Below are 23,925 nucleotides of genomic sequence, written 5' to 3' on the forward strand. Positions count from 1 at the left end.
CATTATTGGCAAAGCCTTATGATCCGGCAAGTGCAGCGTGGAAGCAGGTTGATTCGGGGCGATGAAATGCGTTGGATTCGGGTGAAAACGCCCCACAGCGGGGCGCGAGGTTACCGGGGCGGATGTGCGGTAACAAATCGATATTTCCCGAACCCTGAGTCCGGGAAATGTGAAGATCAAGAGCGCCCGCCTGGGGGCGGACTGTTTCGCCTTCGGCGAGTTACTTGGAAAAGCACCCCAAGTAACCAAGGGTGCTTGCTCCTGGCTTGGCCCTCCTTCGTCGGGTTCCCTCACTCCGACGATGCTCCGTGGGCCCGCTGCCATCCGCCATCCATGGCGGGGGGCAGCTCTCGCCGCATCCATGCGGCTCGGCCCACTGCGCATCGTCTGCGTTCGGCCTGCACCCAAGTCGCGATTGGCGGTGTTTGAGCCTCTTGCGCAGTAAGATCACAAGCAGATCAAAGGCTTCCCGGCTGAAGCCGGTCCTACAAAAGCATCGCGTGCGTCCAGTGTTGATCGTTCCCCCGCTCCGCGTGGGAATGCATCCCGTGACGCTCCGCGTCACCTCGCAGGCCTAAATTCGCTTCGTCTGCGGGACGCGGAGCGTCCGGGGCTGCGTTACCACGCGGAGCGTGGGAACGATCAGAAAGAGCAGATCAAAGGCTTCCCGGCTGAAGCCGGTCCCACTAACAGCAGCGCGTGCACTCAGTGGAAGTGGCGGCGACCTCGACTGTGGGACCGGCTTTAGCCGGGAAGCTTTTGCTTTTGCCGTAGATCTGCTTTTGATCTTCGTACGCATTGAGTCCAGACACCACCAAACGCGACTTGGGTGCAGGCTGAACGGAGGTCTCGCGCAGTGGGACGAGCCGCAGGGATGCGGCGAGAGCGCCGTCAGGACATGGATGTCCGTTCGGCGCGGGCCCACGGAGCAGGACCGGAGTGAAGGAACCCTGACGAAGGAAGGGCCAAACCGAGAGCAGGCACTTTTGGTTACTTTTAGTGCTTTTTAAAAGTAACTCGCCGAAGGCAAAACGTCTGCCCTTAGGCAGACGCTCTTGATCTTAGCGATTGTCGCTCCCGGAGCACGACCCTCAGGCCGCAGTCATGGTCTTGTGGGTTTCCACCAGATGCGCCACCACACTTGGGTCAGCCAGCGTCGAGATATCGCCCAGCGCGTCGTACTCCCCCGTGGCGATCTTGCGCAGGATGCGTCGCATGATCTTGCCGGAGCGGGTCTTCGGCAGACCCGGCGCCCACTGAATCACATCCGGCGAAGCGATCGGACCGATCTCCTTGCGCACCCAGTTGCGCAATTCGATGCGCAACGCTTCGTCCGGCACTTCACCGCCATTGAGCGTGACGTAGACGTAGATGCCCTGCCCTTTCAGATCGTGAGGCACACCCACGACGGCCGCTTCGGCGACTTTCGGGTGAGCCACCATCGCGCTCTCGATCTCGGCGGTGCCCATGCGGTGGCCGGACACGTTGAGCACGTCGTCGACGCGGCCGGTGATCCAGTAGTAACCGTCCTCGTCGCGACGGGCGCCGTCACCGGTGAAATACATGCCGCGAAAGGTCTTGAAGTAAGTGTCGACGAAACGGTCGTGGTCGCCGTACAGGCTGCGCGACTGACCCGGCCAAGAGTCGAGAATCACCAGATTGCCTTCCGCTGCGCCTTCGATGAGGTTGCCCAGGTTATCCACAAGCGCCGGGATCACGCCAAAGAACGGACGCGTTGCCGAACCCGGCTTCAACGCAATAGCGCCGGGCAGCGGGCTGATCAGGATGCCGCCGGTCTCGGTCTGCCACCAGGTATCCACAATCGGGCAATTCTTGTTGCCGACGGTGTTGTAGTACCAGTTCCAGGCTTCCGGGTTGATCGGCTCGCCGACCGAACCCAACAGGCGCAGGCTCGAACCGTCAGCGCCTTCTACGGCCTTGGTGCCCTCGGCCATCATGGCGCGGATCGCAGTCGGTGCGGTGTAGAGGATGTTGACCTTGTGCTTGTCGACGATTTTCGACACGCGAGTGATGTCCGGGTAGTTCGGCACACCTTCGAACAACAGCGTGGTGGCGCCATTGGCCAACGGACCGTAGACGATGTAGCTGTGGCCGGTGACCCAACCGACGTCGGCGGTGCACCAGTACACTTCACCCGGACGGTAGTCGAACACGCGCTCGTGGGTCAGCGCGGCGTACAGCAGATAACCCGCTGTGGTGTGCAACACGCCCTTGGGCTTGCCGGTGGAGCCAGAGGTGTAAAGGATGAACAGCGATTCTTCGGCGCCCATTTCTTTCGGCGCGCAGGTGCTCGAGGCCACGTCCAGCAGCGAGTGGTACCAGATGTCGCGATGGCGGTTCCACTCGATCTCGCCGCCGGTGCGTCTGGCCACGATCACTTTTTGCACGCTGGCGGTTTCAGGGTTGGTCAGCGCACGGTCGACGTTGGCCTTCATCGGCGTTTTCTTGCCGCCGCGCAGTCCTTCGTCAGCGGTGATCACCACTTTCGATTTGCAGTCGATGATGCGACCAGCCAGTGCTTCAGGCGAGAAGCCACCGAAGACCACCGAGTGAATCGCACCGATGCGCGCGCAGGCCAGCATGGCCACAACGGCTTCGGGGATCATCGGCATATAGATAGTCACGACGTCGCCGCGGTGGACATCCTGCCCGCGCAGCGCGTTGGCGAACTTGCAGACTTCTTCGTGCAGTTCGCGGTAGGTAATGTTGCGGCTCTCGGAAGGATCATCCCCTTCCCAGATGATCGCGATGGAATCGCCACGCTCGGCCAGATGGCGGTCGAGGCAGTTGTAGGAAACGTTCAAGGTGCCGTCGGCGAACCACTTGATGTCGACGCGGTGGTCGTCGAAGGAGGTCTGTTTGACGGTGGTGAATGGCTTGATCCAGTCAAGGCGCTGGGCTTGTTCGCGCCAGAAGCCATCGGGATTGACCACCGACTGCTGGTACATCGCCTTGTAGGTCGCCTCGTCAGTCAGCGTATTGGCTGCCACTTCAGGGCGGACGGGGTACAGGGAAGCCGCACTCATCTTTCTTACCTCGGTGGAAATGTTGTTGTTTTATGACCCTGTTGTATCCGCCGATGGCTGCAAAGGCCATTCGACGATGGTCTTACCGACCCCGAGCATAGCGCCGAAAGCAGGTGAAGTGCCCGGTTTCAGGCAAATCTTCATGTCCCGGCTACGACTAAAGGATCCATAGAACGCGTGCCAGTCACCCGCACAGGGCGATTGTTGCAGTTTTGCTCAACAGACTTTATCAAAATGGTTTCTATATGAATGCCGGACACCGGCATAGAATCCGTTCCGCCAACACGGCACATGATTGATAACAACAGCTCCCCACACTGGACTGTCAATCAACTAAACCCACCCGGTCATTATTCGCTTCACCCAGAGCCCCGCAAGGGTTCTGTGCACCCTGCCGACCGCACTTTCTGCGCCGCAGTGTTAATGAAGCAACTTAGAGGAACTCAGTAATGAAAGCTGCACTGGTTGTAATGGCTCTTTGTGGTTTCAGCGCCATGGCAATGGCAGAAGAATCCGGCGCGAAAGTGGCCGCCCAGCAACAACGTGTCGAGGAATACACCTACTCCACCAAGCTGGATATCGCGAAAGTCATTTCGGTGGATGAAGTGCCGAACGTCTGCCAGGTCGTCCCGCAGCACATGACCTACGACGACTCGAAGGGCAAACGCCACGTGCTTGAGTATCAGGTAATGGGTAACGGTTGCAGCAATGGTTGAGATGACCTGTTTCGCAATGAATTGAGCGCGCCGCCTACTTGTAGGAGCGCGCTTGCCCGCGAAATGCGGTGTACCAGTTTATATATCCGCTAGCAGAATTATCGATTCGCGGGCCAGCGCGCTCTTACAGTCATAAATAAATATCAGCTCTGACCTATTCCATAGTGCTTCAACTTATTGGCGACCGTTGTATGGGAAACACCCAACCGCTTGCCTAATAACCGGCTGCTCGGGTGCGCCGCATATAACTGTTCAAGTACTGCTTTCTCGAATCGCCCGACAATATCTTCCAGCCCGCCTTCCAGAGAGAAGTCGCCCAGTGGTTGGCGCACGCCGTAATCCGGCAGGCGAATATGCTCGGCTTTGACCAGTTTACCGTCGCACAGCGAAACAGCCTGGAACAATACGTTTTCCAGCTGCCGCACATTGCCGGGCCAGTGGTATTGGCTGAGTCGCTCCATTGCCGCGGGCGCCAGCCGGGGTAAGGTGCAGCCGATCTGCCGGCTGGCCTGATCGAGGAAGTGCTCAACCAGCGGCACGAGGCCGTCCAGGCAGTCGCGCAGCGGCGGAATATGCAGCGACAGCACGTTGAGCCGGTGGTAGAGGTCCTGGCGAAACTCACCCCGGGCGCACAGTTCGGACAAGTCCACCTGCGTCGCACAGATGATGCGCACGTCCAGATACACCTCTTCGTCGCTGCCGACCCGTCGGAAGCAGCCTTCCTGCAAGTAGCGCAGCAGTTTCGCCTGCAACCGCGCACTCATTTCCGCGACGCCGTCGAGAAACAATGTGCCGCCCGAGGTCAGTTCCAGCAGCCCCAATTTGCCTTCGGCGCGCGCACCTTCGAAGGCGCCAGGTCCGTAGCCGAACAGCTCGGTTTCGGCCATGGATTCGGAGAACCCCGCGCAGTTGAGTGCCATCATCGGCGACTGGCCGCGGGGGCTGGCCAGGTGACAGGCCCGCGCCAGCAGTTCTTTACCGGTTCCGGTTTCGCCCTCGATCAGCAACGGCGCATCCAGCGGCGCCATGCGGCGGGCCTCCCGAACCACCGCGGCCATCACTTTCGAGCTTTGGAAGATGCTGTCGAAGCCGCGCAGCTCCTGCTTGCGCACGTTATAGATGTGCTCACCCACCCGGTCCGCGCGGTGCAGCGTCAATACCGCGCCAGCCATGGCTTCGCTGTCTTCGTGCTCGGATTGCAGGGGAGCGATGTCCGCGAGAAAGATGTCGCCCTTCACTTTCACGCGCAGGCCGTTGATGCGCGAGCGATTGGCGCGCACCAGTTGCGGCAGGTCGAAGTCCTCGGCATAACGGGACAGCGGGATGCCCGGCACCTCGTCGACACGCACGCCCAGCAACTGCGCGGCGGCGCGATTCGCCGCAACGATGGAGCCGCCCATGTCGATGGAGAGGACGGGGAACTCCAGCGCGCCGAGCAAGGCATTGAGTTCCATGTGCCGACGCTCGCTAGGCATCAATCCCACACGCTTGACGCCGAACACCCCGGCGATGGTCTCGAATTTCGGCACCAGCGCCTGGAACTGCAGATTGATCAGGTTCGGGCAACGCAGGTAAATGGCATCGCCATGCTCACCGCCCACTTCGCCGCCGGATACGTTGACGCCGTAGGCCACCAGCAGCTCGAGGATGTCGCGCAGGATGCCGACGCGGTTCTGACAATGGACTTTGATACGCATTGAGGGCTCGTGGAAGTGGCATCGATTTCGGGTTGGCCCGAGTTTATCGTCAAGAATACGTTACAGCGCAAGGGCTTCATAAACCCGTTCAGCTGTTGCATGACGGCTCGCCCGGCCAAACGTCACGATTTCTTTACGGATTGCCGGCCCGTGCTCCACGGATTGGGCTGTAACCCTGCGTTTCGTAGACGTTGAATCGGCTATCAATAGCGCAATGGCGCCATGCGCCTACATCGCTTCGCTCCCTACAAGAACAAACCATCAGGAGAGCCCCATGAGTACGCAGTACATCGCCCGCGAGCCAGACGCCACCGGGTTCATTGATTACTCCGACGCCGAGCACAGCATCTGGAACACCCTCATCACCCGCCAGCTCAAGGTAGTCGAAGGCCGTGCGTGTCAGGCGTATCTGGACGGCATCGAGCAGCTCGCCCTGCCCCACGACCGTATTCCGCAGCTCGGCGAGATCAACCGCGTGCTGGGTGCAACCACGGGTTGGCAAGTCGAGCGCGTGCCGGCGCTGATCCCCTTTCAAACCTTCTTCGAGTTGCTGGCGAGCAAACGATTTCCGGTCGCCACGTTCATTCGCAGCGAAGAAGAACTGGACTACCTGCAAGAGCCCGACATCTTTCACGAGGTTTTCGGACACTGCCCGTTGCTGACTAACCCCTGGTTTGCAGAATTTACCCACACCTACGGCAAGCTCGGTCTGGCAGCCAGCAAAGAGCAGCGCGTGTACCTTGCCCGCCTCTACTGGATGACCATCGAATTCGGCCTGGTCGACACGCCCCAAGGGCGCAAGATCTACGGCGGCGGCATCCTCTCCTCGCCCAAGGAAACCGTTTACAGCGTGTCATCAACCCCTGAACATCAGCCCTTCGACCCCATTGAAGCCATGCGCACGCCCTATCGCATCGACATTCTGCAGCCGGTGTATTTTGTGCTGCCGGACCTCAAGCGTCTGTTCGATCTTGCCCATGAAGACATCATGGGCATGGCCCGCACAGCGGCTGAACGGGGCCTGCACGCGGCCAAGTTTCCCGCTAAAACGAAAGCCGCCTGAAACAAATGCTGCCTGACCAAGCAGCCCGAACCCGACCAAGGAACCTCCCGATGACCGCTCTCAACCAATCCCAGTGCGAAGCCTGCCGCGCCGACGCCCCACAGGTCAGCGATGCCGAGCTGCCGGACTTGCTCAAGCAGATACCGGACTGGAACATCGAAGTGCGTGACAGCGTCATGCAGCTGGAAAAAGTCTTTCTGTTCAAGAATTTCAAATTTGCGCTGGCGTTTACCAACGCTGTCGGCGAAATTGCCGAGGCCGAAGGTCACCACCCGGGTCTGCTGACCGAATGGGGCAAAGTGACCGTGACCTGGTGGAGCCACTCCATCAAAGGGCTGCACCGCAACGATTTCATCATGGCCTCCCGCACCGACGAGGTGGCCAAAAGCGCCGAGGGCCGTAAGTAAATGCATTTTTCACAGATCCAGCGCGTACCGGACGATCCCATCCTGGGCCTGATTCAGGCCTACGCCAAAGACCCGAATCCAAACAAGTTCGACCTGGGCGTGGGCGTGTATAAAGACGCGCAGGGTCTGACCACTATTCCCCGCGCGGTGAAAATCGCCGAGCAGCGGCTGGTCGACTCGCAGCCCACCAAGAGTTACATCGGTGGCCATGGCGAACCGCGTTTCGGCACGCTGATCTGTGAGCTGGTCATGGGCGCCGATTCGCCGCTGATCGCCAGCAAACGCGTCGGCGCCACCCAGACACCTGGCGGCACCGGCGCGCTGCGTTTGAGCGCCGACTTCATTGCCAACTGCCTGCCGGGCAAGGGCATCTGGCTGAGCGATCCGACCTGGCCGATTCACGAAACCATCTACGCCGCGGCGGGCCTGAAGGTCAGTCACTATCCCTACGTGGGCAGCGACAACAAGCTCAATGTGCCGGCCATGCTGGAGACGTTGAAGACCATTCCCGAGGGCGATGTTGTCCTGCTGCATGCGTGCTGCCACAACCCGACCGGGTTTGATCTGTCCCAGGATGACTGGCAAGCGGTGCTGGAAATCGTCAAGCAACGCAACCTGCTGCCGCTGATCGACTTCGCGTATCAGGGTTTTGGCGATGGTCTCGAGGAGGACGCGTGGGCGGTTCGCCTGTTCGCCGGCGCGCTGCCTGAGCTGCTGATCACCAGTTCGTGCTCGAAAAACTTCGGTCTGTACCGCGAGCGCACCGGCGCCTTGCTGGTCTGCGCCGACACCACCGAGAAGCTGATGGATGTGCGCAGTCAGCTGTCGGCGACGGCCCGTAATCTGTGGTCGAACCCGCCGGATCATGGCGCCGCCGTGGTCGCCGAGATTCTGGGCGATCCTGAACTGAAAGCCCTGTGGGCTGAAGAAGTGGAAGAAATGCGCAGCCGCATTGCGCAACTTCGGGTGGGGCTGGTCGAGGCACTGACACCGCTGGGTCTGGGTGAACGCTTCGCCCACATTAGCGTGCAGCGCGGCATGTTTTCCTACACCGGCATGAACGACCACCAGGTGGCGCGTCTGCGCAACGAGCACAGCGTGTACATGGTGGCGGCGGGTCGAGCCAACGTCGCGGGGATTGACGCGACGCGGCTGGACGAACTGGCAGCGGCGTTTGCGGCAGTTTGCAGGGACTGAACCATCGTCGCTGCGTGCAAGCGATCGAGGTGGCGCTGCAACTTGCTTGCGAAAAGGCCGGTACGTTCACTCGATCTCCAGGGTTCGAGCGGGCGTCTTCGCGAGCAAGTTCGCTCCCACAGGCTCGCGCGTGTTCGTGTTGTAGGAACCCATGCTCACTACATGACCAGCGGCCCGCATTTAAAAGTCTGATTGTCATTTGTACTGCTGTATCCTCCCTGAGCGTTCTCGGACGCGCTGTTCAATTCAGCCGCAACACACTTGTGAGGAGCGACGATATGCATGAAATCCCGAACTTCCCCTTCCCAAGCCAACCGCAGCAAAGTGCAGCAGCCCGCCAGGAACTCGGTCAGCCGATCGAGATGAAAGCCAGCGGTAAAAGCAACGACAGCAGCAAAGCCCAACGCCCGCGCTGAAGGCTGACTTTCAGCCCCTATGGAAGAGCGTCTTCAAGGTGTATTTCCATAAGGGCTGAATCATTCGCGACAGGCTTCATCTCTGCATGACCCCGTACCCAGATCCACCTATCCGCTACTGCCATGAACCGCCGAGCCTCGTTATCATGTGCCCTCGCGCGGATTCAAGCGTCTACGCTTCAACCTGATCGCCCCCTCGCTATTCTTTCTCCGTCGTAACCGTGGATCTATGCCCATGCCAGACGCTTCGAGCGCTGCCCCTCAACGTCCTATGGCTGTCACGCTGCAGGTTGTTTCCATCGTGCTGTTCACCTTCATCGGCTACCTGAACATCGGTATCCCGCTGGCCGTATTGCCTGGCTATGTGCACACCGACCTTGGCTTCGGCGCCGTAGCTGCCGGGCTGGTGATCAGCGTGCAATACCTCGCGACACTGCTCAGCCGCCCCTACGCCGGGCGCTTCATCGACACCCGAGGCCCGAAGAAAGCGGTGATCATCGGCCTGTTCGGCTGCGGGTTGAGCGGCGTGTTCATGCTCCTCGCCGACTGGCTCGACGCCTGGCCAATGGTCAGCCTGATCAGCCTGTTCGTGGGCCGACTGGTGCTCGGCAGCGCGGAAAGCCTGGTTGGCTCGGGGTCCATTGGCTGGGGCATCGGCCGCGTCGGCGCTGCCAATACGGCGAAAGTGATTTCATGGAACGGCATCGCCAGCTACGGCGCACTGGCCATCGGCGCGCCCGTGGGGGTGTTGCTGGTCAACGCGCTGGGGCTGTGGAGCATGGGCATCAGCATCATGCTGCTGGCGGCGCTGGGGATTTCCCTGGCCTGGAAGAAAACCCCGGCACCGCTGGTGCATGGCGAGCGCTTGCCGTTCCTGCACGTGCTTGGCCGCGTGCTGCCCCATGGCACCGGGCTGGCGCTGGGTTCGATCGGCTTCGGCACCATCGCGACGTTCATCACGCTGTATTACGCCAGCCACACCTGGCCCAATGCGGTGTTGTGCCTGAGCCTGTTCGGCGCCTGCTTTATCGGCGCACGCCTGCTGTTCGGCAGCCTGATCAACCGCATCGGCGGCTTCCGCGTGGCGATTGCCTGCCTGTCAGTGGAGACCTTGGGGTTGCTGCTGCTGTGGCTGGCGCCAAACCCGAATCTGGCGTTGGCCGGTGCGGCACTGACCGGCTTTGGCTTCTCACTGGTGTTCCCGGCGCTCGGTGTTGAAGCGGTGAATCTGGTGCCGCCGGCCAGTCGCGGTGCGGCGGTGGGGGCTTATTCGCTGTTCATCGACCTGTCGCTGGGGATTACCGGGCCGGTGGCAGGCGCCGTGGCAGCAGGTTTCGGCTTTGCGTCGATCTTCCTGTTTGCCGCGCTGGCTTCACTGAGCGGAGTGGGGCTGAGCGTCTATCTGTACAAGCATGCGAAAAGGACGCGGGAAAAGCCGGCGGCGCTGTGACGCTGCTGCGTTGTCTGGCTTGACGCGTTCGCCAGCAAGCCGGCTCCTACGGTGGGTCGGCGTCAAACCCCAAGTCCCGAGTGCATGCAAATCTGAGCCAGCTTGCTGGCGAACGCGGTGGGTCTGCAACGGCAGTGTTGTTTGAGCCGACGTATTCGCGGGCAAGCGCGCTCCTACAGTGAGTCGGCGTCAACAGTGAGTCGGCGTCTAACCCCAAGTCCCGAGTGCATGCAAATCCGTAGGAGCCGGCTTGCTGGCGAACGCGGTGGGTCTGCAACGGCTAATGCCAGCTGCCCCCACACGATGATCAAAAATCCACCTTGCCCCGCCCTGCCTTGATCGACCCGCGCTTGGTCTTTAATTCCAGCCGGCGGGTCTTCGAGCCCAGGGTCGGCTTGGTCGGCCGGCGCTTCTTCTCGACCTTCCCCGCACTGATGATCAGCTCGCTCAGGCGTTCCAGCGCATCGGCACGGTTCTGCTCCTGCGTCCGGTATTGCTGCGCCTTGATGACCAGCACGCCGTCGCTGGTGATGCGGCTGTCACGCAGCGCCAGCAGGCGTTCCTTGTAGAACGGCGGCAGCGACGAGGCGTTGATGTCGAAGCGCAGGTGCATGGCGCTGGACACCTTGTTGACGTTCTGACCACCCGCACCCTGCGCACGGATGGCGGTCAGCTCGACGTCGCTGTCCGGCAGATGGATGTTGTTGGAGATGATCAGCATGGGCATCTATGTCCTGGTACGAAGCCGCCGTGACGTCACCGGCGGCACTCGCCTTACTTGATGATCGACGTGCGCTGGGCCATCGACTCGCTGTTGGCCCGGCGCTTGTTCTTGATCACATAAAACGCCCACATCGCCGCCAGCCAGACCGGGATCGCGTACACCGAAATCCGGATGCCGGGAATCATCAGCATGATCGCAAGAATCAGCACCACAAACGCCAGACAGAAGTAATTGCCGTACGGGTACCACAGCGCCTTGAACAGCGGCTGCTGGCCGATCCGGTTCAGGTGTTCACGGAACTTGAGGTGCGAATAGCTGATCATCGCCCAGTTGATCACCAACGTGGCGACCACCAGCGACATCAACAGCTCGAGGGCGTTTTGCGGCATCAGGTAGTTGAGCAGCACGGCAATCAGCGTCACCGCCGCCGACACCAGAATCGCCCGCACCGGGACGCCACGGCTGTCGACCCGCGCCAGTGACTGCGGCGCATCACCCTGCTCGGCCATGCCAAACAACATGCGCGCGTTGCAATAGGTGCCGCTGTTGTAGACCGACAAGGCCGCCGTCAGCACGACGAAGTTGAGAATGTGCGCCGCCGTGGTACTGCCCAGCATCGAGAACACATGCACGAACGGGCTGCCGCTGTAGGCATCGCCAGACGCATTGAGGTCAATCAGCAAGGCGTCCCACGGCGTCAGCGACAGCAGCACCACCAGCGAGCCAATGTAGAAAATCAGAATCCGGTAGATGACCTGGTTGATGGCCTTGGGAATGATGGTGCGCGGTTGGTCCGCTTCGGCTGCGGTGAAGCCGAGCATTTCCAGGCCGCCGAAGGAGAACATGATGAACGCCAGCGCCATGACCAGCCCGCTCACGCCATGGGGGAAGAAGCCGCCCCGATCCCACAGGTTGCTCACCGACGCTTGCGGGCCACCGTCGCCACTGACCAGCAGATAGCTGCCCAGAGCGATCATCCCCAGAATCGCCACCACCTTGATGATCGCGAACCAGAATTCAGCCTCGCCAAAGACCTTCACGTTGGCCAGGTTGATGACGTTGATCATCACGAAGAACACCGCCGCCGATGCCCACGCCGGGACCTCCGGCCACCAGTACTGGATGTATTTGCCGACGGCGGTCAGTTCGGACATGCCCACCAGAATGTACAGAACCCAGCAGTTCCAGCCCGACAGAAAGCCGGCAAAGCCACCCCAGTAGTTGTGGGCAAAATGGCTGAACGATCCGGCCACCGGCTCTTCGACGATCATTTCGCCCAGCTGGCGCATGATCATGAAGGCGATGAAGCCGCAGACGGCGTAGCCAAGGATCATCGACGGGCCAGCGGACTTCAGCACCCCTGCCGAGCCCAGGAACAAACCCGTGCCAATTGCTCCACCGAGGGCGATCAGCTGGATGTGACGGTTCTTCAGACCACGCTTCAAGTCACCCGAATGGGACATGTTTTCACTCATTGGCAAACCACCTTGGCGCGCTTGTCTGTGACGGAATCTAACCCGACGCGCTCATGACGCGCCGGAGGGAAACGGGGTGGGTAACCCCGAGGGTTGGCGTTCATACGCCGGTGGATCACAGAAAAAACGGGCGCGCATTGTACACCGCTGACATGCAGTTTGGCGGCGAAAGAATTCCTGGCTGGCGCTGTTCTCACAGGATGTGAGCGGCTTGTTTGTAGGACCGGCTTCAGCCGGGAAGCTGTTCTTAACAGACACCCGACACAATTCTGTCGCAAAAATAATTCACCGAAATCAAAAGCGCCCTAACGTTGTTTTCGCTGCAAGTTTCGACAATTCCGGCGAAATGCCAGCATTTGTCGCCGTTTTTTTACTTTGCAACAGTCTGACTATTGCACTAGTTTTTTCAGTGCTTGCTGGCCACGAAGGTCAGTGTGCTTCCATGACGAGGCCCAAGGCTCAGCCCTTTCGTCCTCGCTGCATTCGGCAAGTACGTCATTCTCAGGAGATTCACCTATGCAAACAGTTGAACTGGCTCTGGAAGAAGAACTGCAATTGGACGATTGGTTTGAAGCACCGACTCATGATGCCGCTGTGGAGATGATGCAAGCCGACGCCGTGGTGGCGTTTGGCACCGCGATGTGGCCGTTCTAAAGCAGCTGAAGGGCGAATGCGGCTAACGCTTTCGCCCTCTTGTTTTAAGCATTCGGAGCGGAGCGCAACCATGGACAACAGCAGCGCCATCGAACACTTCCTGTATTACCTGCAACGCCACCCCGCCGTCACCGGCATGACCACTCCCCAAGTACTACTGGCCCACACCCCGGAATACCGCAGCATCGTCGACGGCATCATCGAGAGCTCGACGGCTCGGGATTTCTTTCGGTTCAGCACCCTGCCGCTGGACACTTCCCCTGTGGGCGAGCTGGCAAAGGCCATCACCGATGCCGATCTTTTCGTCCTGTTCTACGACGCCTCGACGCTGCCCAATCCTCGCGCGGAGGGGCCACCGTTCATTCGCCAGTTGCAGGAGGTGATGTCGGCGCACTGGAAGAAGTCCTTGCTGTTCAAGGATTACGGCGACTATTTCTACGACACGTTCAGCGTTGAGCCCGAGCGCATCGCCCAATTAAATGCGGCGCTGATCAGCACCATGAATGAAGGCGAGACCCTCAGTTTCAGCGACGATCACGGCTCGTACTTCGAGGCCCCGCTGCGCGAGCTGAAAAAGTGGACCAACATCAACGGTGTCGGCAATTACGACCTGGCGCCGGGCGAGATTGCCACCCACAGCGAATCCATCAACGGTCATGTGCGGTTTCTCGGTACGTTTCTCAGCACCATCCCTTTCGCGCGCAAATACGGGATCATCGAGTCGCCACTGGAATTGTGGATCGAGAACTCCGTGGTGACCCGCATTGCCACGGACGTGCCGGGGCTGGAGCACGACTTCAATAAATACCTGGACGCCAACCCCTCGAACCGGCGCATCGAAGAACTGGGGATCGGCACCAACGAAGGCGTCAGTCAGCTGTACGCGCGCAACGCAGGTTTCGAAGAACGCCATTGCGGGCTGCATCTGGGCCTGGGCGGCGGTGCCAAGGGCAGCCATCACATGGACCTGATTTTCAACAGCGGCTCACTGGCCGTGGACAAGCGCGTGGTGTTCGACGGGACTGCCTACGTCGTCTGACTCCCCAGCGCGCATAAAAAAACGCCAGTCTCTCGACTGGCGTTTTTTGTACTTCAGACCGCGATTACTGCTTCACAACGCCGTTACTCGGGCTTGCGACGACCAAAGCCCGGACGCTGACCGGAGCCGCTTGGCGGGCCGCGGCGCTTGCCGGACGGGGTCTTGTCGTCCACGAGACCGACGCCGGGACGCGAAGGCTTCGGCTTGGCAGGACGCTTGTTCATGTCGCTCGGACGCTCCGCGACCGGCGTGCCACGACCGCTTTCACTGCGCGCGCTGTCACCCCGTGGATTGCCGCCGCGCGCAGTGTCGCCACGACCACCGATGGCCGGACGCGGCGTGCGCGCCGGACGACCGCTTTCCGCAGGCTTGCGCGCCGGGCGCTCGCCATCCGCCAGACGCGGCTCGCGGGCCGGACGATCCGGGGACACTGCATCCTTGGCCGGACGAACCTGACGCACACGCTCGCCCTTGCCCAACGGACGGGACGACTGGCGCTGCAAACGCTCCAGCTTGTCCTTGGTCTTGGCATTCATCTGCGGCATCGCGACCGGCGTCAGGCCGACCTCGGCGCTGAGGATGTCGACTTCCTGCTGACTCATTTCGCGCCAGCGACCCATCGGCAGATCGGAATTGAGGAACACCGGACCGAAACGCACGCGCTTCAGGCGGCTGACCACCAAGCCCTGGGATTCCCACAACCGGCGAACTTCACGGTTGCGGCCTTCCATGACCACGCAGTGGTACCAGTGGTTGAAACCTTCGCCACCCGGCGCCTGCTGGATGTCGGTGAAACGCGCCGGGCCGTCTTCCAGCACCACGCCAGCCTTCAGGCGCGCCAGCATGTCGTCGTCGACTTCGCCACGGACGCGCACGGCGTACTCGCGGTCCATTTCGAACGAGGGGTGCATCAGGCGGTTGGCCAGTTCACCGTCGGTGGTGAACATCAGCAAGCCGGTGGTGTTGATGTCCAGACGGCCGATATTGATCCAGCGGCCTTCTTTAGGGCGCGGCAGGCGATCAAACACGGTTGGACGGCCTTCAGGGTCGTCACGGGTGCAGATTTCACCGTCCGGCTTGTTGTACATGACGACGCGGCGAACGGTCTCGGCGGCTTCTTCGCGGCGGATCACGCGACCGTCGACCGTGATGGCGTCGTGCAGATCGACGCGCTGACCGAGAGTGGCCTGAACGCCGTTGACCTTGATGCGGCCTTCGCCGATCCAGGCTTCAACGTCGCGACGGGAACCGACGCCAATGCGCGCCAGAACCTTCTGCAGTTTTTCGCCTGCTGGGCCGATCTCTTTGTCTTGCTTGTCTTGTTCACTCATCTGGGCACCTCCCGGTGTGTCGAATCAGGGCATGCGCGAGTGGGCATGGCCTGTGGCCCGGCTCTCTGGACGAGAGCGGCTCCGGATCAGAACAACTCTGAAGCGGAACGGGCAGAAAACTGAAATCCCTGGCGCGTGTGGATCGCCAAAAGGTCGCGAATCATACGCGCCTGAGGCGCGTTGCGCATCAGAGACTAGATGAAAAAATCAGGCTCACTTCTTTTTCCGCCGACTGGCGCCCTTGAGCTTGATCAACCGCAGCGCCGACTCGGCGAGCACCGAGCGTTTTTCGTCCTTCTCCATCTTCTTCCAGGATTTGATCTCGCGCTTGCTGCGACCGCAGCCCAGGCAGATCTCTTCGTCGAACTTGCAGAGGCTGATGCAGGGATTCTTGGTGCTCATGGGTCCGCCTGAGTGAGGAATTGGGCGCTGTGCATCGTCCTGCCACAGCAATCGTCACCGCGGATCTTCATCGTCCTGCGGCGGTTCTTCCAATTCAGACTCTTTATCGGGCTCATCGAGCAATAAATCATCGAAGTCGATTTTCAGGCCCTGCTCCATGGTATCCAGCTCGGCCAGCAGGCTGCGGAAACTGGTCTCGTCCCGGGGCGCTTCAGGCTCTGCGTCAGCATCGAGCGACAGACTGGCGTCGGCCAACGCCTGCAAATGCGCGGGCACAGGCGCGTCGTCGAACTCCAGCACCGGCTCGGTTTCCATCTCGCGCAGGTCGGCCAGCGGCGGTAGTTCGTCGAGGTTCTTCAGGTTGAAGTGGTCGAGAAAAGCCTTGGTGGTGGCGAACATCGCCGGCTTGCCGGGCACGTCGCGGTAGCCAACGATCCTGATCCATTCGCGCTCCATCAGGGTCTTGACGATGTTGGTGTTGACCGCGACGCCGCGCACGTCCTCGATCTCGCCCCGGGTAATCGGCTGGCGATAGGCGATCAGCGCCATGGTTTCCAGCAGGGCCCGCGAATAACGCTGCGGCCGCTCTTCCCACAGGCGCCCGACCCAGGGCGCAAACTTCTCGCGGATCTGCAAGCGGTAGCCGGTGGCGACTTCCTTCAGCTCAAAGGCGCGGTTGTCGCAGGATTTGCCCAGCAACGTCAGCGCCTTTTTGAACACCGGCGGTTCGGGCCGCTCACCTTCTTCAAACAGCTCGTAGAGGCGCTCCAGGGACTGCGGTTTTCCGGAGGCGAGCAGAAACGCTTCGAGCAACGGCGCCAGATCGCGGGGTTCATTCAGGTTCATTGATCAGCTCTTGCTCTTTATTCGGCTCGCGCCCGCACATGAATAACGGCGAAGGCTTCGTTTTGCACCAGCTCCACCAGTTGCTCCTTGACCAATTCCAGCACGGCCATGAACGTCACCACCACGCCCAGCCGTCCCTCTTCAGCCGTGAACAGCTCGGCGAAGGGCACGAAACCCGCGCCTTTCAAGCGCTCCAGCACATCGCTCATACGCTCGCGGGTGGACAGCGCTTCGCGGCTGACCTGGTGGCTTTCAAACATATCGCCCCGGCGCAGGACGTCGGCCATCGACATCAACAGCTCTTCGAGGGCGACGTCCGGCAACAACTTGCGCACCCGCGCTTCGGGCGCCTCCAGCCTGGGTATGACGATGTCGCGGCCCACGCGAGACAGTTGATCGATGTTTTCTGCCGCCGCCTTGAACCGCTCGTACTGCTGCAAGCGACGGATCAGTTCGGCGCGGGGATCACCCTCTTCCTCTTCGGCCATTTCCGAGCGGGGCAGCAGCATGCGCGACTTGATCTCGGCGAGCATGGCCGCCATGACCAGGTATTCGGCGGCGAGCTCCAGGCGCACGGTTTTCATCAGCTCGACATAACCCATGTACTGACGGGTGATTTCCGCCACGGGGATGTCGAGGATGTTGATGTTCTGTTTGCGGATCAGGTACAGCAGCAAGTCCAGCGGGCCTTCGAAGGCTTCGAGGAACACTTCCAGCGCGTCCGGCGGGATGTACAGGTCGACCGGCATCTGCGTGACGGCCTGACCGTAGACCATGGCAAACGGCAGCTCTTGCTGCGCGCCGGCCTGACTGTCGGTCTGAGCGTCCAGGGTTTGCGCTTCGGTCACTCGACTTCGACCCCGAACGGCGTCGGATCGCCGCACCCCACGCGCACCACCTGGGGCTCGCCATCGGTCAGATTCACCACGGTCGACGCCGAAATGCCGCCCTCGCCGGCGTCGATGATCAGGTCCACCTGATGCTCGAGGATCCCGCGCATCTCGAAGGGGTCGCTCATCGGAATAGTCTCGCCCGGCATGATCAGGCTCACGCTCATCAGCGGCTCGCCCAGCTCCTGCAACAGCGCCTGCGCGATGGGATGACCCGGCACGCGCAAACCGATGGTGCGCCGCTTGGGGTGCAGCACCAGACGCGGCACGTCACGGGTGGCGCCGAGGATGAAGGTGTAAGGCCCCGGCGTGTGCGCTTTCAGGACGCGGAACGCCGCCGTGTCGACCTTGGCGAACAACCCCAGCTGCGACAGATCGCTGCACATCAGCGTGAAGTTGTGCTTGTCATCGAGTTGACGCAGGCGACGGATGCGCTCGACGGCCGTCTTGTCGCCCATCTGGCAACCCAATGCGTAGGACGAATCGGTGGGATACACCACCAGACCGCCCGCCCGGATGATTTCCACGGCCTGTTTGATCAGGCGCGCTTGCGGATTCTCCGGGTGGACCTGGAAAAATTGACTCACGGTAATTTCCTGTTCAGACGGCAGTAGGCTGGTCATGTTTGAACCGACACCAAAGGGGCGGCAGGTCTTCGGGCAATGGGCGATAAACGCCGATTTCAGACCAAGCGCCTGGGGCATGAAAATCACTGCCGGCACTGACCAGCAGACCGAACTCACGGGCCAGAATCGCCAGACTGCCGACCTGATCGGCAGGCTGCAGGCCGTTGACCACTTCTATCGCGTGACCGCCGGCCTGGATAAAGTCGGCGACCAGCTTGCGACGCTTGCTGCGGGTGAAATCGTAATGCGAAGGGTGCGCCAGGCTGATCCACGCACCGGCGGCGCGCAGGGTCACCACCGTTTGCTCAAGGGTCGGCCAGTGTTGCTTGACGTCGCCCAGCTTGCCCGCGCCGAGCCATTTGCGGAACGCTTCGGCGCGGTCCTTGACGAAACCCTGGTTGACCAGAAAGTCGGCAAAGTGCGGTCGGGCCGGCGCATTGCCGCTGTCGCCCAGCGCCTGCTGAACTGCGCGGGCACCTTCGAGCGCGCCGGGCATACCTTTCATCGCCAACTTGCGGCTTATTTCTTCGGCCCGCAGCCAGCGGCCGGTGTGCAATTGCTCGATGGCCTCACGCAATTGCGGGGCATTTACATCGAACGCATAGCCCAGCACATGAATGGTGGCACCGCCCCAGGTGCAGGACAATTCGATGCCATCGATCAGCTGCATACCCAGTGCAACCGCCGCAGCACGGGCCTCGGCGAGGCCTTCGAGGGTGTCGTGATCGGTCAGCGCGAGGACTTTCACGCCGTGCTCGTGGGCACGTGCGACAAGTACCGCGGGCGCAAGGGCGCCATCGGAAGCGGTGCTGTGGCAGTGCAGATCGACGTTCATAGGGGCGCTTTCGCAGTCATTGATGTTTGTTATTATGCCGTCACATCCAGCTTCTGGCTCTTACTGTGAAACAATTCATCGACTTCATCCCGCTCATCCTGTTCTTCATCGTTTACAAAATCAGCCCGCAAGCCGTCGATGTCCTTGGCCACAGCTTCATGGTAGGCGGGATTTACAGCGCCACCGCGATGCTCATCGCCAGTTCCCTCGTGGTTTACGGCGTCCTGTATGTCCGTCAGGGCAAACTGGAAAAAAGTCAGTGGCTAACGCTGATTGCCTGTCTGGTCTTCGGTAGCCTGACCCTGGCCTTCCACAGCGAAACCTTCCTCAAGTGGAAAGCCCCGGTCGTGAACTGGGTCTTCGCGCTGATCTTCGCCGGCAGCCACTTCATTGGCGACCGTCTGTTGATTCAACGCATCATGGGCCACGCGCTGACCCTGCCTCAGACGGTCTGGACCAAGCTGAACATCGCCTGGATCGTGTTCTTTCTGTTCTGCGGCGCGGCCAACCTCTATGTGGCGTTTACCTATCAAGAATTCTGGGTCGACTTCAAGGTGTTCGGCAGCCTGGGCATGACCCTGCTGTTCCTGGTCGGCCAGGGCATCTACCTGGCCCGCCACATCCATGACGCTGACCCGTCCACCCAGCCTTCAAACAAAAAAAGAGAGGACTGACATGCTCTATGCAATCGTGGCAACCGACGTCGCCAACTCGCTGGAAAAACGCCTCGCTGCGCGCCCTGCGCATCTTGAGCGTCTGAACGCAATGAAAGCCGAAGGCCGCATCGTCCTCGCGGGGCCAATGCCTGCGGTAGATAGCATAGACCCGGGCGCTGCGGGGTTTACCGGCAGCCTGATCGTCGCCGAATTCGAGTCGCTCAAGGACGCCCAAGCCTGGGCTGAGGCGGATCCCTATGTGGCAGCGGGTGTCTACGCCGGCGTGATCGTCAAGCCGTTCAAGCAAGTCCTGCCCTGATACGTCTGTCGAGCGCCCGGCTCTGTACACCGAGCCGGACCGCCTTCAACCCGCGTTCCAACGCTCACCCTTCGCACTGCCCTGCCGATAAGTTGCTAGAACCAAAGGCTTTGACTGCGGCTCAAAGAGGCACGGGCGGTCATGCCTTTGCGGGTGTTGATCGAACAACAATGGTTTGTCGCAAGGGGCCGCGCAACAAGGGTGGCCCTCCAGTGCGGTATCTTTGCCAGCGGCTGGCGTAGACGTCGTCGGCAATGGCTAAATTGAGTGAGTCATGAGCGAGCTGTTACTTATTGATGATGACCAGGAGCTGTGTGAGCTTCTGAGCAGTTGGTTGAGTCAGGAAGGGTTCGCCGTGCGCGCCTGCCACGATGGCCAGAGCGCGCGCAAGGCGCTCGCCGAATCCGCACCCGCTGCGGTGGTGCTGGACGTGATGCTGCCCGATGGCAGCGGTCTGGAACTGCTCAAACAGTTGCGCACCGATCACCCAGACCTTCCCGTGCTGATGCTGTCGGCACGCGGCGAACCGCTGGACCGCATCCTGGGTCTGGAGCTGGGCGCCGACGATTATCTGGCCAAGCCCTGCGATCCCCGTGAACTGACAGCGCGTCTGCGCGCGGTGCTGCGCCGTAGCCATCCGACGGCAGTGTCGTCCCAGATCGAACTGGGCGACCTGTGTTTCAGTCCGGCGCGGGGCGTGGTCACGATTGACGAGCAGGAATTCACCCTTACAGTCTCCGAGGCCCGTCTCCTCGAGGCTTTGCTCGGCCAGCCCGGGGAACCGCTGGAGAAGCAGGAGCTGGCGCAACTGGCCCTCGGCCGCAAGTTGACTCTGTACGACCGCAGTCTGGATATGCACGTCAGCAACCTGCGCAAGAAGATCGGCCCCCATGCCGACGGCCGCCCGCGCATCGTTGCTTTGCGCAGTCGCGGGTATTATTACGCGGTGTGATCTTGGCGGCGGGCGATGACCACGCGGTGCGGAGGCTTCCTTTGTAGGAGCGTGGCTTGTCCCGCGATCTGGCGCGCAGCGGCAGCGACTTCTATATAGGCGGGTGGCCTGACATACCGTAGCGCATTGTTCGGCTGCCGGTTCCCGGCAGATCGCGGGACAAGCCACGCTCCTACAGCAATTAACGGCCCGCTCTTTGTGTCAGCCGCCCGACTGATCCTCTTTACCCAAGCTTTACCGACGCCTGACCTCGCTTGACCTTGATCTCCCTAAACTGGCCTCAACCGGCACAGAGCCGAAATCGAGACAAGGAGATTCACCATGCGCAAGACTTTGATGGCTTTGATGTTCGCCGCAGCCCTGCCTACCGTTGCAATGGCCATGCCTCCAGAAGGCGGCCCGATGGGTGGCCCTGGCGGCCCGGGCTTCGATGGCCCCGGCATGCATCACCGCAAAGGCCCAATGGACAAGCTGAACCTGACCCCGGATCAACGTCAGCAAGTCGACAAGCTGATGGGCGCTCAATGGCACGGCCGCAACGAGATCACTCAGAAGTACCTGGCCAAGCTGTCGGCCGCCGACCAGAAGGCGATGAAAGATGAAATGGCCGCTGCCCACGACAAAACCCGGTCCGACATCCGCGCCCTGCTGACGCCGGAACAACAGAAGACGTTCGACCAGATCCAGAAGGATGAGGCTCAGCGCCGTGCGGATCGCGCCGAGTTCGAAGCCTGGAAAGCGCAGAAAGCGCAAAAAACCCAGTAACCGGCTGCTGGCGCGGCATTACACTTCCCCCAACCCGACACGCTCCCCGGCGTGTCGGGTTTTCTGTTTGACGAACCGGGTCGAGGGCAGCACGTGCGTTCATTGTTTTGGAGAATCCTGGCGAGCTTCTGGTTGGCCATCGCGTTGGTGGCGGGCCTGTCGATTCTGATGGGCCATGTGCTCAATCAGGACGCCTGGATCCTCAGCCGTCATCCCGGCCTGCACAATTTGCCGCAGAAGTGGGTCGAGCTGTACGAAGGCCAGGGCGAGAAATCTGCCCAGGACTATCTGCAAGACCTCAAGCGCAAATACCACATCGACGTTCAGGTGCTGAACGACAGCGGCGAAGCGGTGATTCCCGGCACGTTCCCGCCCCGGGCGGCAGCCTTTGAAGAGCGGCAGAATGACGACACTCGCCCGCTGCCCTGGCGTCGGTTGACCACCGAATACACCAGCGCGAAGACCGGCGAAACCTACCTGCTGATTTACCGCATCCCCCATCCGGAGCTGGACGCCTGGCACCGCGACAGCCTGGTCTGGCCGCTGAGTGCGCTGGGTATCGCGCTGGTGGTGCTGACGTTGTTCAGCCTGATGGTGACGTTGTCGATCACCCGCCCGTTAAGCCGTTTGCGCGGCGCGGTGCATGATCTTGGGCAGACCACCTACCAGCAGAACAGCCTGGCGCAACTGGCCAACCGCCGCGATGAATTCGGCGTGCTGGCGAATGACTTCAACCGCATGGGCGCCCGCCTGCAAAGCCAGATCAGCAGCCAGCGGCAGTTGCTGCGCGACGTGTCCCATGAACTGCGCTCTCCCCTGGCCCGGCTACGGATTGCCCTCGCCTTGGCCGAACGCGCCGAGCCGGTGGAGCGCGACAAGCTGTGGCCGCGCCTGACCCGTGAGTGCGACCGGCTGGAAGAGTTGATCAGTGAGATTCTGGCGCTGGCACGACTGGACGCCGACATGGGCAGCGCCACGCCGGTGGATTTGTCAGGGCTTTTGCACCATTTGCAGGCCGAGACGGAAATGGGTGGCGGCGAGCAGACGGTTTCGGTGTCGGTGCAGCCGGGTGTGCAGTTGCTGGGCTGGCCAAGTGTGCTGGAACGGGCGCTGGATAATCTGCTGCGCAACGCGCTGCGCTTCAATCCGGTGGGTCAGCCGATCGAGTTGACCGCAAGCATTGAGGGAGATGAATGGCGGCTCAGCGTGCGAGATCACGGACCCGGTGCCAACCCGGAGCATCTGGCGCAGTTGGGCGAGCCGTTCTATCGCGCGCCCAACCAGACCGCGCCGGGTTACGGGCTGGGTCTGGCGATCGCCAAACGCGCCGCCGAGAAGCACGGCGGAACGCTGGTGCTGGGCAATCACCCCCAGGGCGGATTCGTGGCCAGCATCGTCGTGCCGCGCGAGTTAACTGCTTTGCACGGCTGATTCCCCTGTCGCCGCCACTCCCGCTGAATGAGCGCGGTGCTCAGTAGGACCGACTTCAGCCGGGAAGAGGCCAGTGTGAGCGCCATCCATTTTGCAGTGTGACGCAGACCGCATTCCCGGCTAAAGCCGGTCCCACAATCGCCGGTATAGTCAGCCCCGCTGAATGGGCGCGGTGCTCAGTAGGACCGGCTTCAGCCGGGAAGAGGCCGGTGTAGGCGCCGTCCATTTTGCAGTGTGACGCAGAACGCCTTCCCGGCTAAAGCCGGTCCCACTAGCCCTCCCACGCGCTCACAAACGCGGCAACCTCAGGCTTAGCGGGCTCCCGCGGCGGGTTTTGCGGAGTGCCAAGGTAGAGGAAGGCGACGACTTCTTCCTCGGCGGTCAGGCCCAGCCCTTCAGCCACGTGGCGGGAGTAGGACAAATCCCCCGAGCGCCAGACCGCGCCGATGCCCATTGCGTAGGCGGCCAGCAGGATGCCGTGGGCAGCGCACCCTGCGGTGATCACTTGTTCCTTTTTCGGCACTTTGTAGTGGTCAGTCAACTTGGCTATCACCACGACCACCAACGGCGCGCGAAGGGGTCCGTTACGGGCCTTGTCCAGCGCTTTGGCATCGACCTCGCCGCCTTTGTCGACCAGGGCCTGGGCCAGCAGGTCACCCATACGATGGCGTGCGTCGCCTTCGACAGTCAGAAAGCGATAGGGCCGCAATACGCCGTGGTCGGGCGCGCGCAGGGCAGCGCCGAAGAGGATCTCGCGTTGCTCGGCGTCCGGTGCGGGTTCGATCAAGCGGGGTACGGACACGCGATTAAGCAATACGTCGAGCGCTTCCATTACGTCGTCTCCAAGGAAAAATGACGGGCCATTGTAGTGCCCTCGATGCAGTCTTGAACTTCAATAACGATTAACCAGGGCATTTACTTACAACACTCTCGGAAATGCCTCGGTTTACACAAACGGGCCCGCGGGTAGAATGGCCGCCCTCTCAC

Annotated in this window: 24 protein-coding genes and 1 pseudogene; 14 read left to right on the plus strand and 11 right to left on the minus strand. The window is 61.2% G+C overall.

Features of this window, described 5'->3' with window-relative positions; all coding sequences use genetic code 11:
• Positions 1-1,091 precede the first annotated feature (1,091 nt).
• Positions 1,092-3,047 carry an acetate--CoA ligase gene (gene acs / locus OKW98_RS22490; RefSeq protein ID WP_133773335.1) on the minus strand — a complete coding sequence of 652 codons (1,956 nt, stop codon included), beginning with the start codon at positions 3,045-3,047 and terminating at the stop codon, positions 1,092-1,094.
• A 449-nt stretch (positions 3,048-3,496) separates the two neighbouring features.
• Between acs and OKW98_RS22495 the strand changes: the two genes are divergently transcribed.
• Positions 3,497-3,763 (plus strand): DUF2790 domain-containing protein, encoded by a 267-nt coding sequence (locus OKW98_RS22495; RefSeq protein ID WP_265386723.1) that lies wholly within the window; start codon positions 3,497-3,499, stop codon positions 3,761-3,763.
• A gap of 143 nt (positions 3,764-3,906) precedes the next feature.
• Here OKW98_RS22495 and OKW98_RS22500 read toward each other — a convergent pair whose 3' ends face one another.
• Positions 3,907-5,460, minus strand: a complete 1,554-nt coding sequence (locus tag OKW98_RS22500; protein ID WP_265386724.1) for a sigma-54-dependent transcriptional regulator — start codon at positions 5,458-5,460, stop codon at positions 3,907-3,909.
• Between the two features lie 274 nt (positions 5,461-5,734).
• On the opposite strand from OKW98_RS22500, the gene phhA reads away from it, so the two are divergent.
• From phhA to OKW98_RS22525, 5 genes are all read left to right on the plus strand, one after another.
• Positions 5,735-6,523 carry a phenylalanine 4-monooxygenase gene (phhA, locus tag OKW98_RS22505; protein WP_265386725.1) on the plus strand — a complete coding sequence of 263 codons (789 nt, stop codon included), beginning with the start codon at positions 5,735-5,737 and terminating at the stop codon, positions 6,521-6,523.
• 50 nt (positions 6,524-6,573) lie between these two features.
• Positions 6,574-6,930: a 4a-hydroxytetrahydrobiopterin dehydratase gene (locus tag OKW98_RS22510; RefSeq protein WP_065986962.1), complete on the plus strand. Its 357-nt coding sequence runs from the start codon at positions 6,574-6,576 to the stop codon at positions 6,928-6,930.
• The gene (locus tag OKW98_RS22515; RefSeq protein WP_265386726.1) at positions 6,931-8,127 is read left to right on the plus strand and encodes an amino acid aminotransferase; all 1,197 of its coding nucleotides are present in this window, start codon (positions 6,931-6,933) and stop codon (positions 8,125-8,127) included.
• 278 nt (positions 8,128-8,405) lie between these two features.
• A complete protein-coding gene (locus OKW98_RS22520; protein ID WP_265386727.1) occupies positions 8,406-8,543 on the plus strand; it encodes a hypothetical protein in 138 nt (45 codons plus the stop codon).
• Positions 8,544-8,778: 235 nt separating this feature from the next.
• Positions 8,779-9,993, plus strand: a complete 1,215-nt coding sequence (locus OKW98_RS22525) for an MFS transporter (protein ID WP_265386728.1) — start codon at positions 8,779-8,781, stop codon at positions 9,991-9,993.
• Positions 9,994-10,300: 307 nt separating this feature from the next.
• Here OKW98_RS22525 and arfB read toward each other — a convergent pair whose 3' ends face one another.
• Complete coding sequence (gene arfB / locus OKW98_RS22530) at positions 10,301-10,714, minus strand: alternative ribosome rescue aminoacyl-tRNA hydrolase ArfB (RefSeq protein WP_265386729.1); 414 nt, start codon at positions 10,712-10,714, stop codon at positions 10,301-10,303.
• A 53-nt stretch (positions 10,715-10,767) separates the two neighbouring features.
• A complete protein-coding gene (locus OKW98_RS22535; RefSeq protein ID WP_265386730.1) occupies positions 10,768-12,192 on the minus strand; it encodes an amino acid permease in 1,425 nt (474 codons plus the stop codon).
• Positions 12,193-12,708: 516 nt separating this feature from the next.
• On the opposite strand from OKW98_RS22535, the gene OKW98_RS22540 reads away from it, so the two are divergent.
• A complete protein-coding gene (locus tag OKW98_RS22540; RefSeq protein ID WP_037013761.1) occupies positions 12,709-12,846 on the plus strand; it encodes a hypothetical protein in 138 nt (45 codons plus the stop codon).
• Positions 12,847-12,916: 70 nt separating this feature from the next.
• Positions 12,917-13,885, plus strand: coding sequence for a leucyl aminopeptidase (locus OKW98_RS22545; RefSeq protein ID WP_265386731.1), 969 nt, complete (start codon positions 12,917-12,919; stop codon positions 13,883-13,885).
• An 83-nt stretch (positions 13,886-13,968) separates the two neighbouring features.
• On the opposite strand, the gene rluB is transcribed toward OKW98_RS22545, so the two are convergent.
• The 6 genes from rluB to OKW98_RS22575 form a co-directional block, all read right to left on the minus strand.
• Positions 13,969-15,216: a 23S rRNA pseudouridine(2605) synthase RluB gene (rluB, locus tag OKW98_RS22550; RefSeq protein ID WP_265386732.1), complete on the minus strand. Its 1,248-nt coding sequence runs from the start codon at positions 15,214-15,216 to the stop codon at positions 13,969-13,971.
• 213 nt (positions 15,217-15,429) lie between these two features.
• Positions 15,430-15,618 (minus strand): DUF1289 domain-containing protein, encoded by a 189-nt coding sequence (locus OKW98_RS22555; RefSeq protein WP_163022138.1) that lies wholly within the window; start codon positions 15,616-15,618, stop codon positions 15,430-15,432.
• 54 nt (positions 15,619-15,672) lie between these two features.
• Complete coding sequence (gene scpB / locus OKW98_RS22560) at positions 15,673-16,464, minus strand: SMC-Scp complex subunit ScpB (protein ID WP_265386733.1); 792 nt, start codon at positions 16,462-16,464, stop codon at positions 15,673-15,675.
• 17 nt (positions 16,465-16,481) lie between these two features.
• On the minus strand, positions 16,482-17,180 hold the full coding sequence (locus OKW98_RS22565; protein WP_265389815.1) for a segregation and condensation protein A: 699 nt from the start codon (positions 17,178-17,180) through the stop codon (positions 16,482-16,484).
• 128 nt (positions 17,181-17,308) lie between these two features.
• Positions 17,309-17,941 carry an L-threonylcarbamoyladenylate synthase gene (locus tag OKW98_RS22570; protein WP_265386734.1) on the minus strand — a complete coding sequence of 211 codons (633 nt, stop codon included), beginning with the start codon at positions 17,939-17,941 and terminating at the stop codon, positions 17,309-17,311.
• Between the two features lie 13 nt (positions 17,942-17,954).
• Positions 17,955-18,815 (minus strand): PHP domain-containing protein, encoded by an 861-nt coding sequence (locus OKW98_RS22575; RefSeq protein ID WP_265386735.1) that lies wholly within the window; start codon positions 18,813-18,815, stop codon positions 17,955-17,957.
• Positions 18,816-18,880: 65 nt separating this feature from the next.
• Between OKW98_RS22575 and OKW98_RS22580 the strand changes: the two genes are divergently transcribed.
• The 6 genes and pseudogenes from OKW98_RS22580 (at position 18,881) to OKW98_RS22605 (ending at position 22,938) form a co-directional block, all read left to right on the plus strand.
• The gene (locus tag OKW98_RS22580) at positions 18,881-19,489 is read left to right on the plus strand and encodes a septation protein A (RefSeq protein WP_265386736.1); all 609 of its coding nucleotides are present in this window, start codon (positions 18,881-18,883) and stop codon (positions 19,487-19,489) included.
• 1 nt (position 19,490) lies between these two features.
• Positions 19,491-19,790: a YciI family protein gene (locus OKW98_RS22585; RefSeq protein ID WP_265386737.1), complete on the plus strand. Its 300-nt coding sequence runs from the start codon at positions 19,491-19,493 to the stop codon at positions 19,788-19,790.
• A gap of 114 nt (positions 19,791-19,904) precedes the next feature.
• Positions 19,905-20,057 (plus strand): annotated as a pseudogene (locus tag OKW98_RS22590) (translation initiation factor 2); the annotation flags it as partial.
• A 7-nt stretch (positions 20,058-20,064) separates the two neighbouring features.
• Positions 20,065-20,742: a response regulator transcription factor gene (locus OKW98_RS22595; protein WP_265386738.1), complete on the plus strand. Its 678-nt coding sequence runs from the start codon at positions 20,065-20,067 to the stop codon at positions 20,740-20,742.
• A gap of 321 nt (positions 20,743-21,063) precedes the next feature.
• Entirely contained in the window at positions 21,064-21,507 is a 444-nt protein-coding gene (locus OKW98_RS22600) for a Spy/CpxP family protein refolding chaperone (protein WP_265386739.1), read from the plus strand.
• A gap of 93 nt (positions 21,508-21,600) precedes the next feature.
• The gene (locus OKW98_RS22605; RefSeq protein ID WP_265386740.1) at positions 21,601-22,938 is read left to right on the plus strand and encodes a sensor histidine kinase; all 1,338 of its coding nucleotides are present in this window, start codon (positions 21,601-21,603) and stop codon (positions 22,936-22,938) included.
• Positions 22,939-23,209: 271 nt separating this feature from the next.
• On the opposite strand, the gene OKW98_RS22610 is transcribed toward OKW98_RS22605, so the two are convergent.
• Positions 23,210-23,770: an NAD(P)H nitroreductase gene (locus OKW98_RS22610; protein ID WP_265386741.1), complete on the minus strand. Its 561-nt coding sequence runs from the start codon at positions 23,768-23,770 to the stop codon at positions 23,210-23,212.
• Between the last annotated feature and the right edge of the window lie 155 nt (positions 23,771-23,925).

Origin of the sequence: Pseudomonas sp. KU26590 (genome assembly GCF_026153515.1) — a bacterium.
Taxonomy (GTDB): domain Bacteria; phylum Pseudomonadota; class Gammaproteobacteria; order Pseudomonadales; family Pseudomonadaceae; genus Aquipseudomonas.

What these genes read in the sequence shown, in the direction of transcription:
- acs (WP_133773335.1), bottom strand. Translation starts at nt 3,047, where the DNA reads ATGAGTGCGGCTTCCCTGTACCCCGTCCGCCCTGAAGTGGCAGCCAAT.
- OKW98_RS22495 (WP_265386723.1), top strand. Translation starts at nt 3,497, where the DNA reads ATGAAAGCTGCACTGGTTGTAATGGCTCTTTGTGGTTTCAGCGCCATG.
- OKW98_RS22500 (WP_265386724.1), bottom strand. Translation starts at nt 5,460, where the DNA reads ATGCGTATCAAAGTCCATTGTCAGAACCGCGTCGGCATCCTGCGCGAC.
- phhA (WP_265386725.1), top strand. Translation starts at nt 5,735, where the DNA reads ATGAGTACGCAGTACATCGCCCGCGAGCCAGACGCCACCGGGTTCATT.
- OKW98_RS22510 (WP_065986962.1), top strand. Translation starts at nt 6,574, where the DNA reads ATGACCGCTCTCAACCAATCCCAGTGCGAAGCCTGCCGCGCCGACGCC.
- OKW98_RS22515 (WP_265386726.1), top strand. Translation starts at nt 6,931, where the DNA reads ATGCATTTTTCACAGATCCAGCGCGTACCGGACGATCCCATCCTGGGC.
- OKW98_RS22520 (WP_265386727.1), top strand. Translation starts at nt 8,406, where the DNA reads ATGCATGAAATCCCGAACTTCCCCTTCCCAAGCCAACCGCAGCAAAGT.
- OKW98_RS22525 (WP_265386728.1), top strand. Translation starts at nt 8,779, where the DNA reads ATGCCAGACGCTTCGAGCGCTGCCCCTCAACGTCCTATGGCTGTCACG.
- arfB (WP_265386729.1), bottom strand. Translation starts at nt 10,714, where the DNA reads ATGCTGATCATCTCCAACAACATCCATCTGCCGGACAGCGACGTCGAG.
- OKW98_RS22535 (WP_265386730.1), bottom strand. Translation starts at nt 12,192, where the DNA reads ATGAGTGAAAACATGTCCCATTCGGGTGACTTGAAGCGTGGTCTGAAG.
- OKW98_RS22540 (WP_037013761.1), top strand. Translation starts at nt 12,709, where the DNA reads ATGCAAACAGTTGAACTGGCTCTGGAAGAAGAACTGCAATTGGACGAT.
- OKW98_RS22545 (WP_265386731.1), top strand. Translation starts at nt 12,917, where the DNA reads ATGGACAACAGCAGCGCCATCGAACACTTCCTGTATTACCTGCAACGC.
- rluB (WP_265386732.1), bottom strand. Translation starts at nt 15,216, where the DNA reads ATGAGTGAACAAGACAAGCAAGACAAAGAGATCGGCCCAGCAGGCGAA.
- OKW98_RS22555 (WP_163022138.1), bottom strand. Translation starts at nt 15,618, where the DNA reads ATGAGCACCAAGAATCCCTGCATCAGCCTCTGCAAGTTCGACGAAGAG.
- scpB (WP_265386733.1), bottom strand. Translation starts at nt 16,464, where the DNA reads ATGAACCTGAATGAACCCCGCGATCTGGCGCCGTTGCTCGAAGCGTTT.
- OKW98_RS22575 (WP_265386735.1), bottom strand. Translation starts at nt 18,815, where the DNA reads ATGAACGTCGATCTGCACTGCCACAGCACCGCTTCCGATGGCGCCCTT.
- OKW98_RS22585 (WP_265386737.1), top strand. Translation starts at nt 19,491, where the DNA reads ATGCTCTATGCAATCGTGGCAACCGACGTCGCCAACTCGCTGGAAAAA.
- OKW98_RS22595 (WP_265386738.1), top strand. Translation starts at nt 20,065, where the DNA reads ATGAGCGAGCTGTTACTTATTGATGATGACCAGGAGCTGTGTGAGCTT.
- OKW98_RS22600 (WP_265386739.1), top strand. Translation starts at nt 21,064, where the DNA reads ATGCGCAAGACTTTGATGGCTTTGATGTTCGCCGCAGCCCTGCCTACC.
- OKW98_RS22610 (WP_265386741.1), bottom strand. Translation starts at nt 23,770, where the DNA reads ATGGAAGCGCTCGACGTATTGCTTAATCGCGTGTCCGTACCCCGCTTG.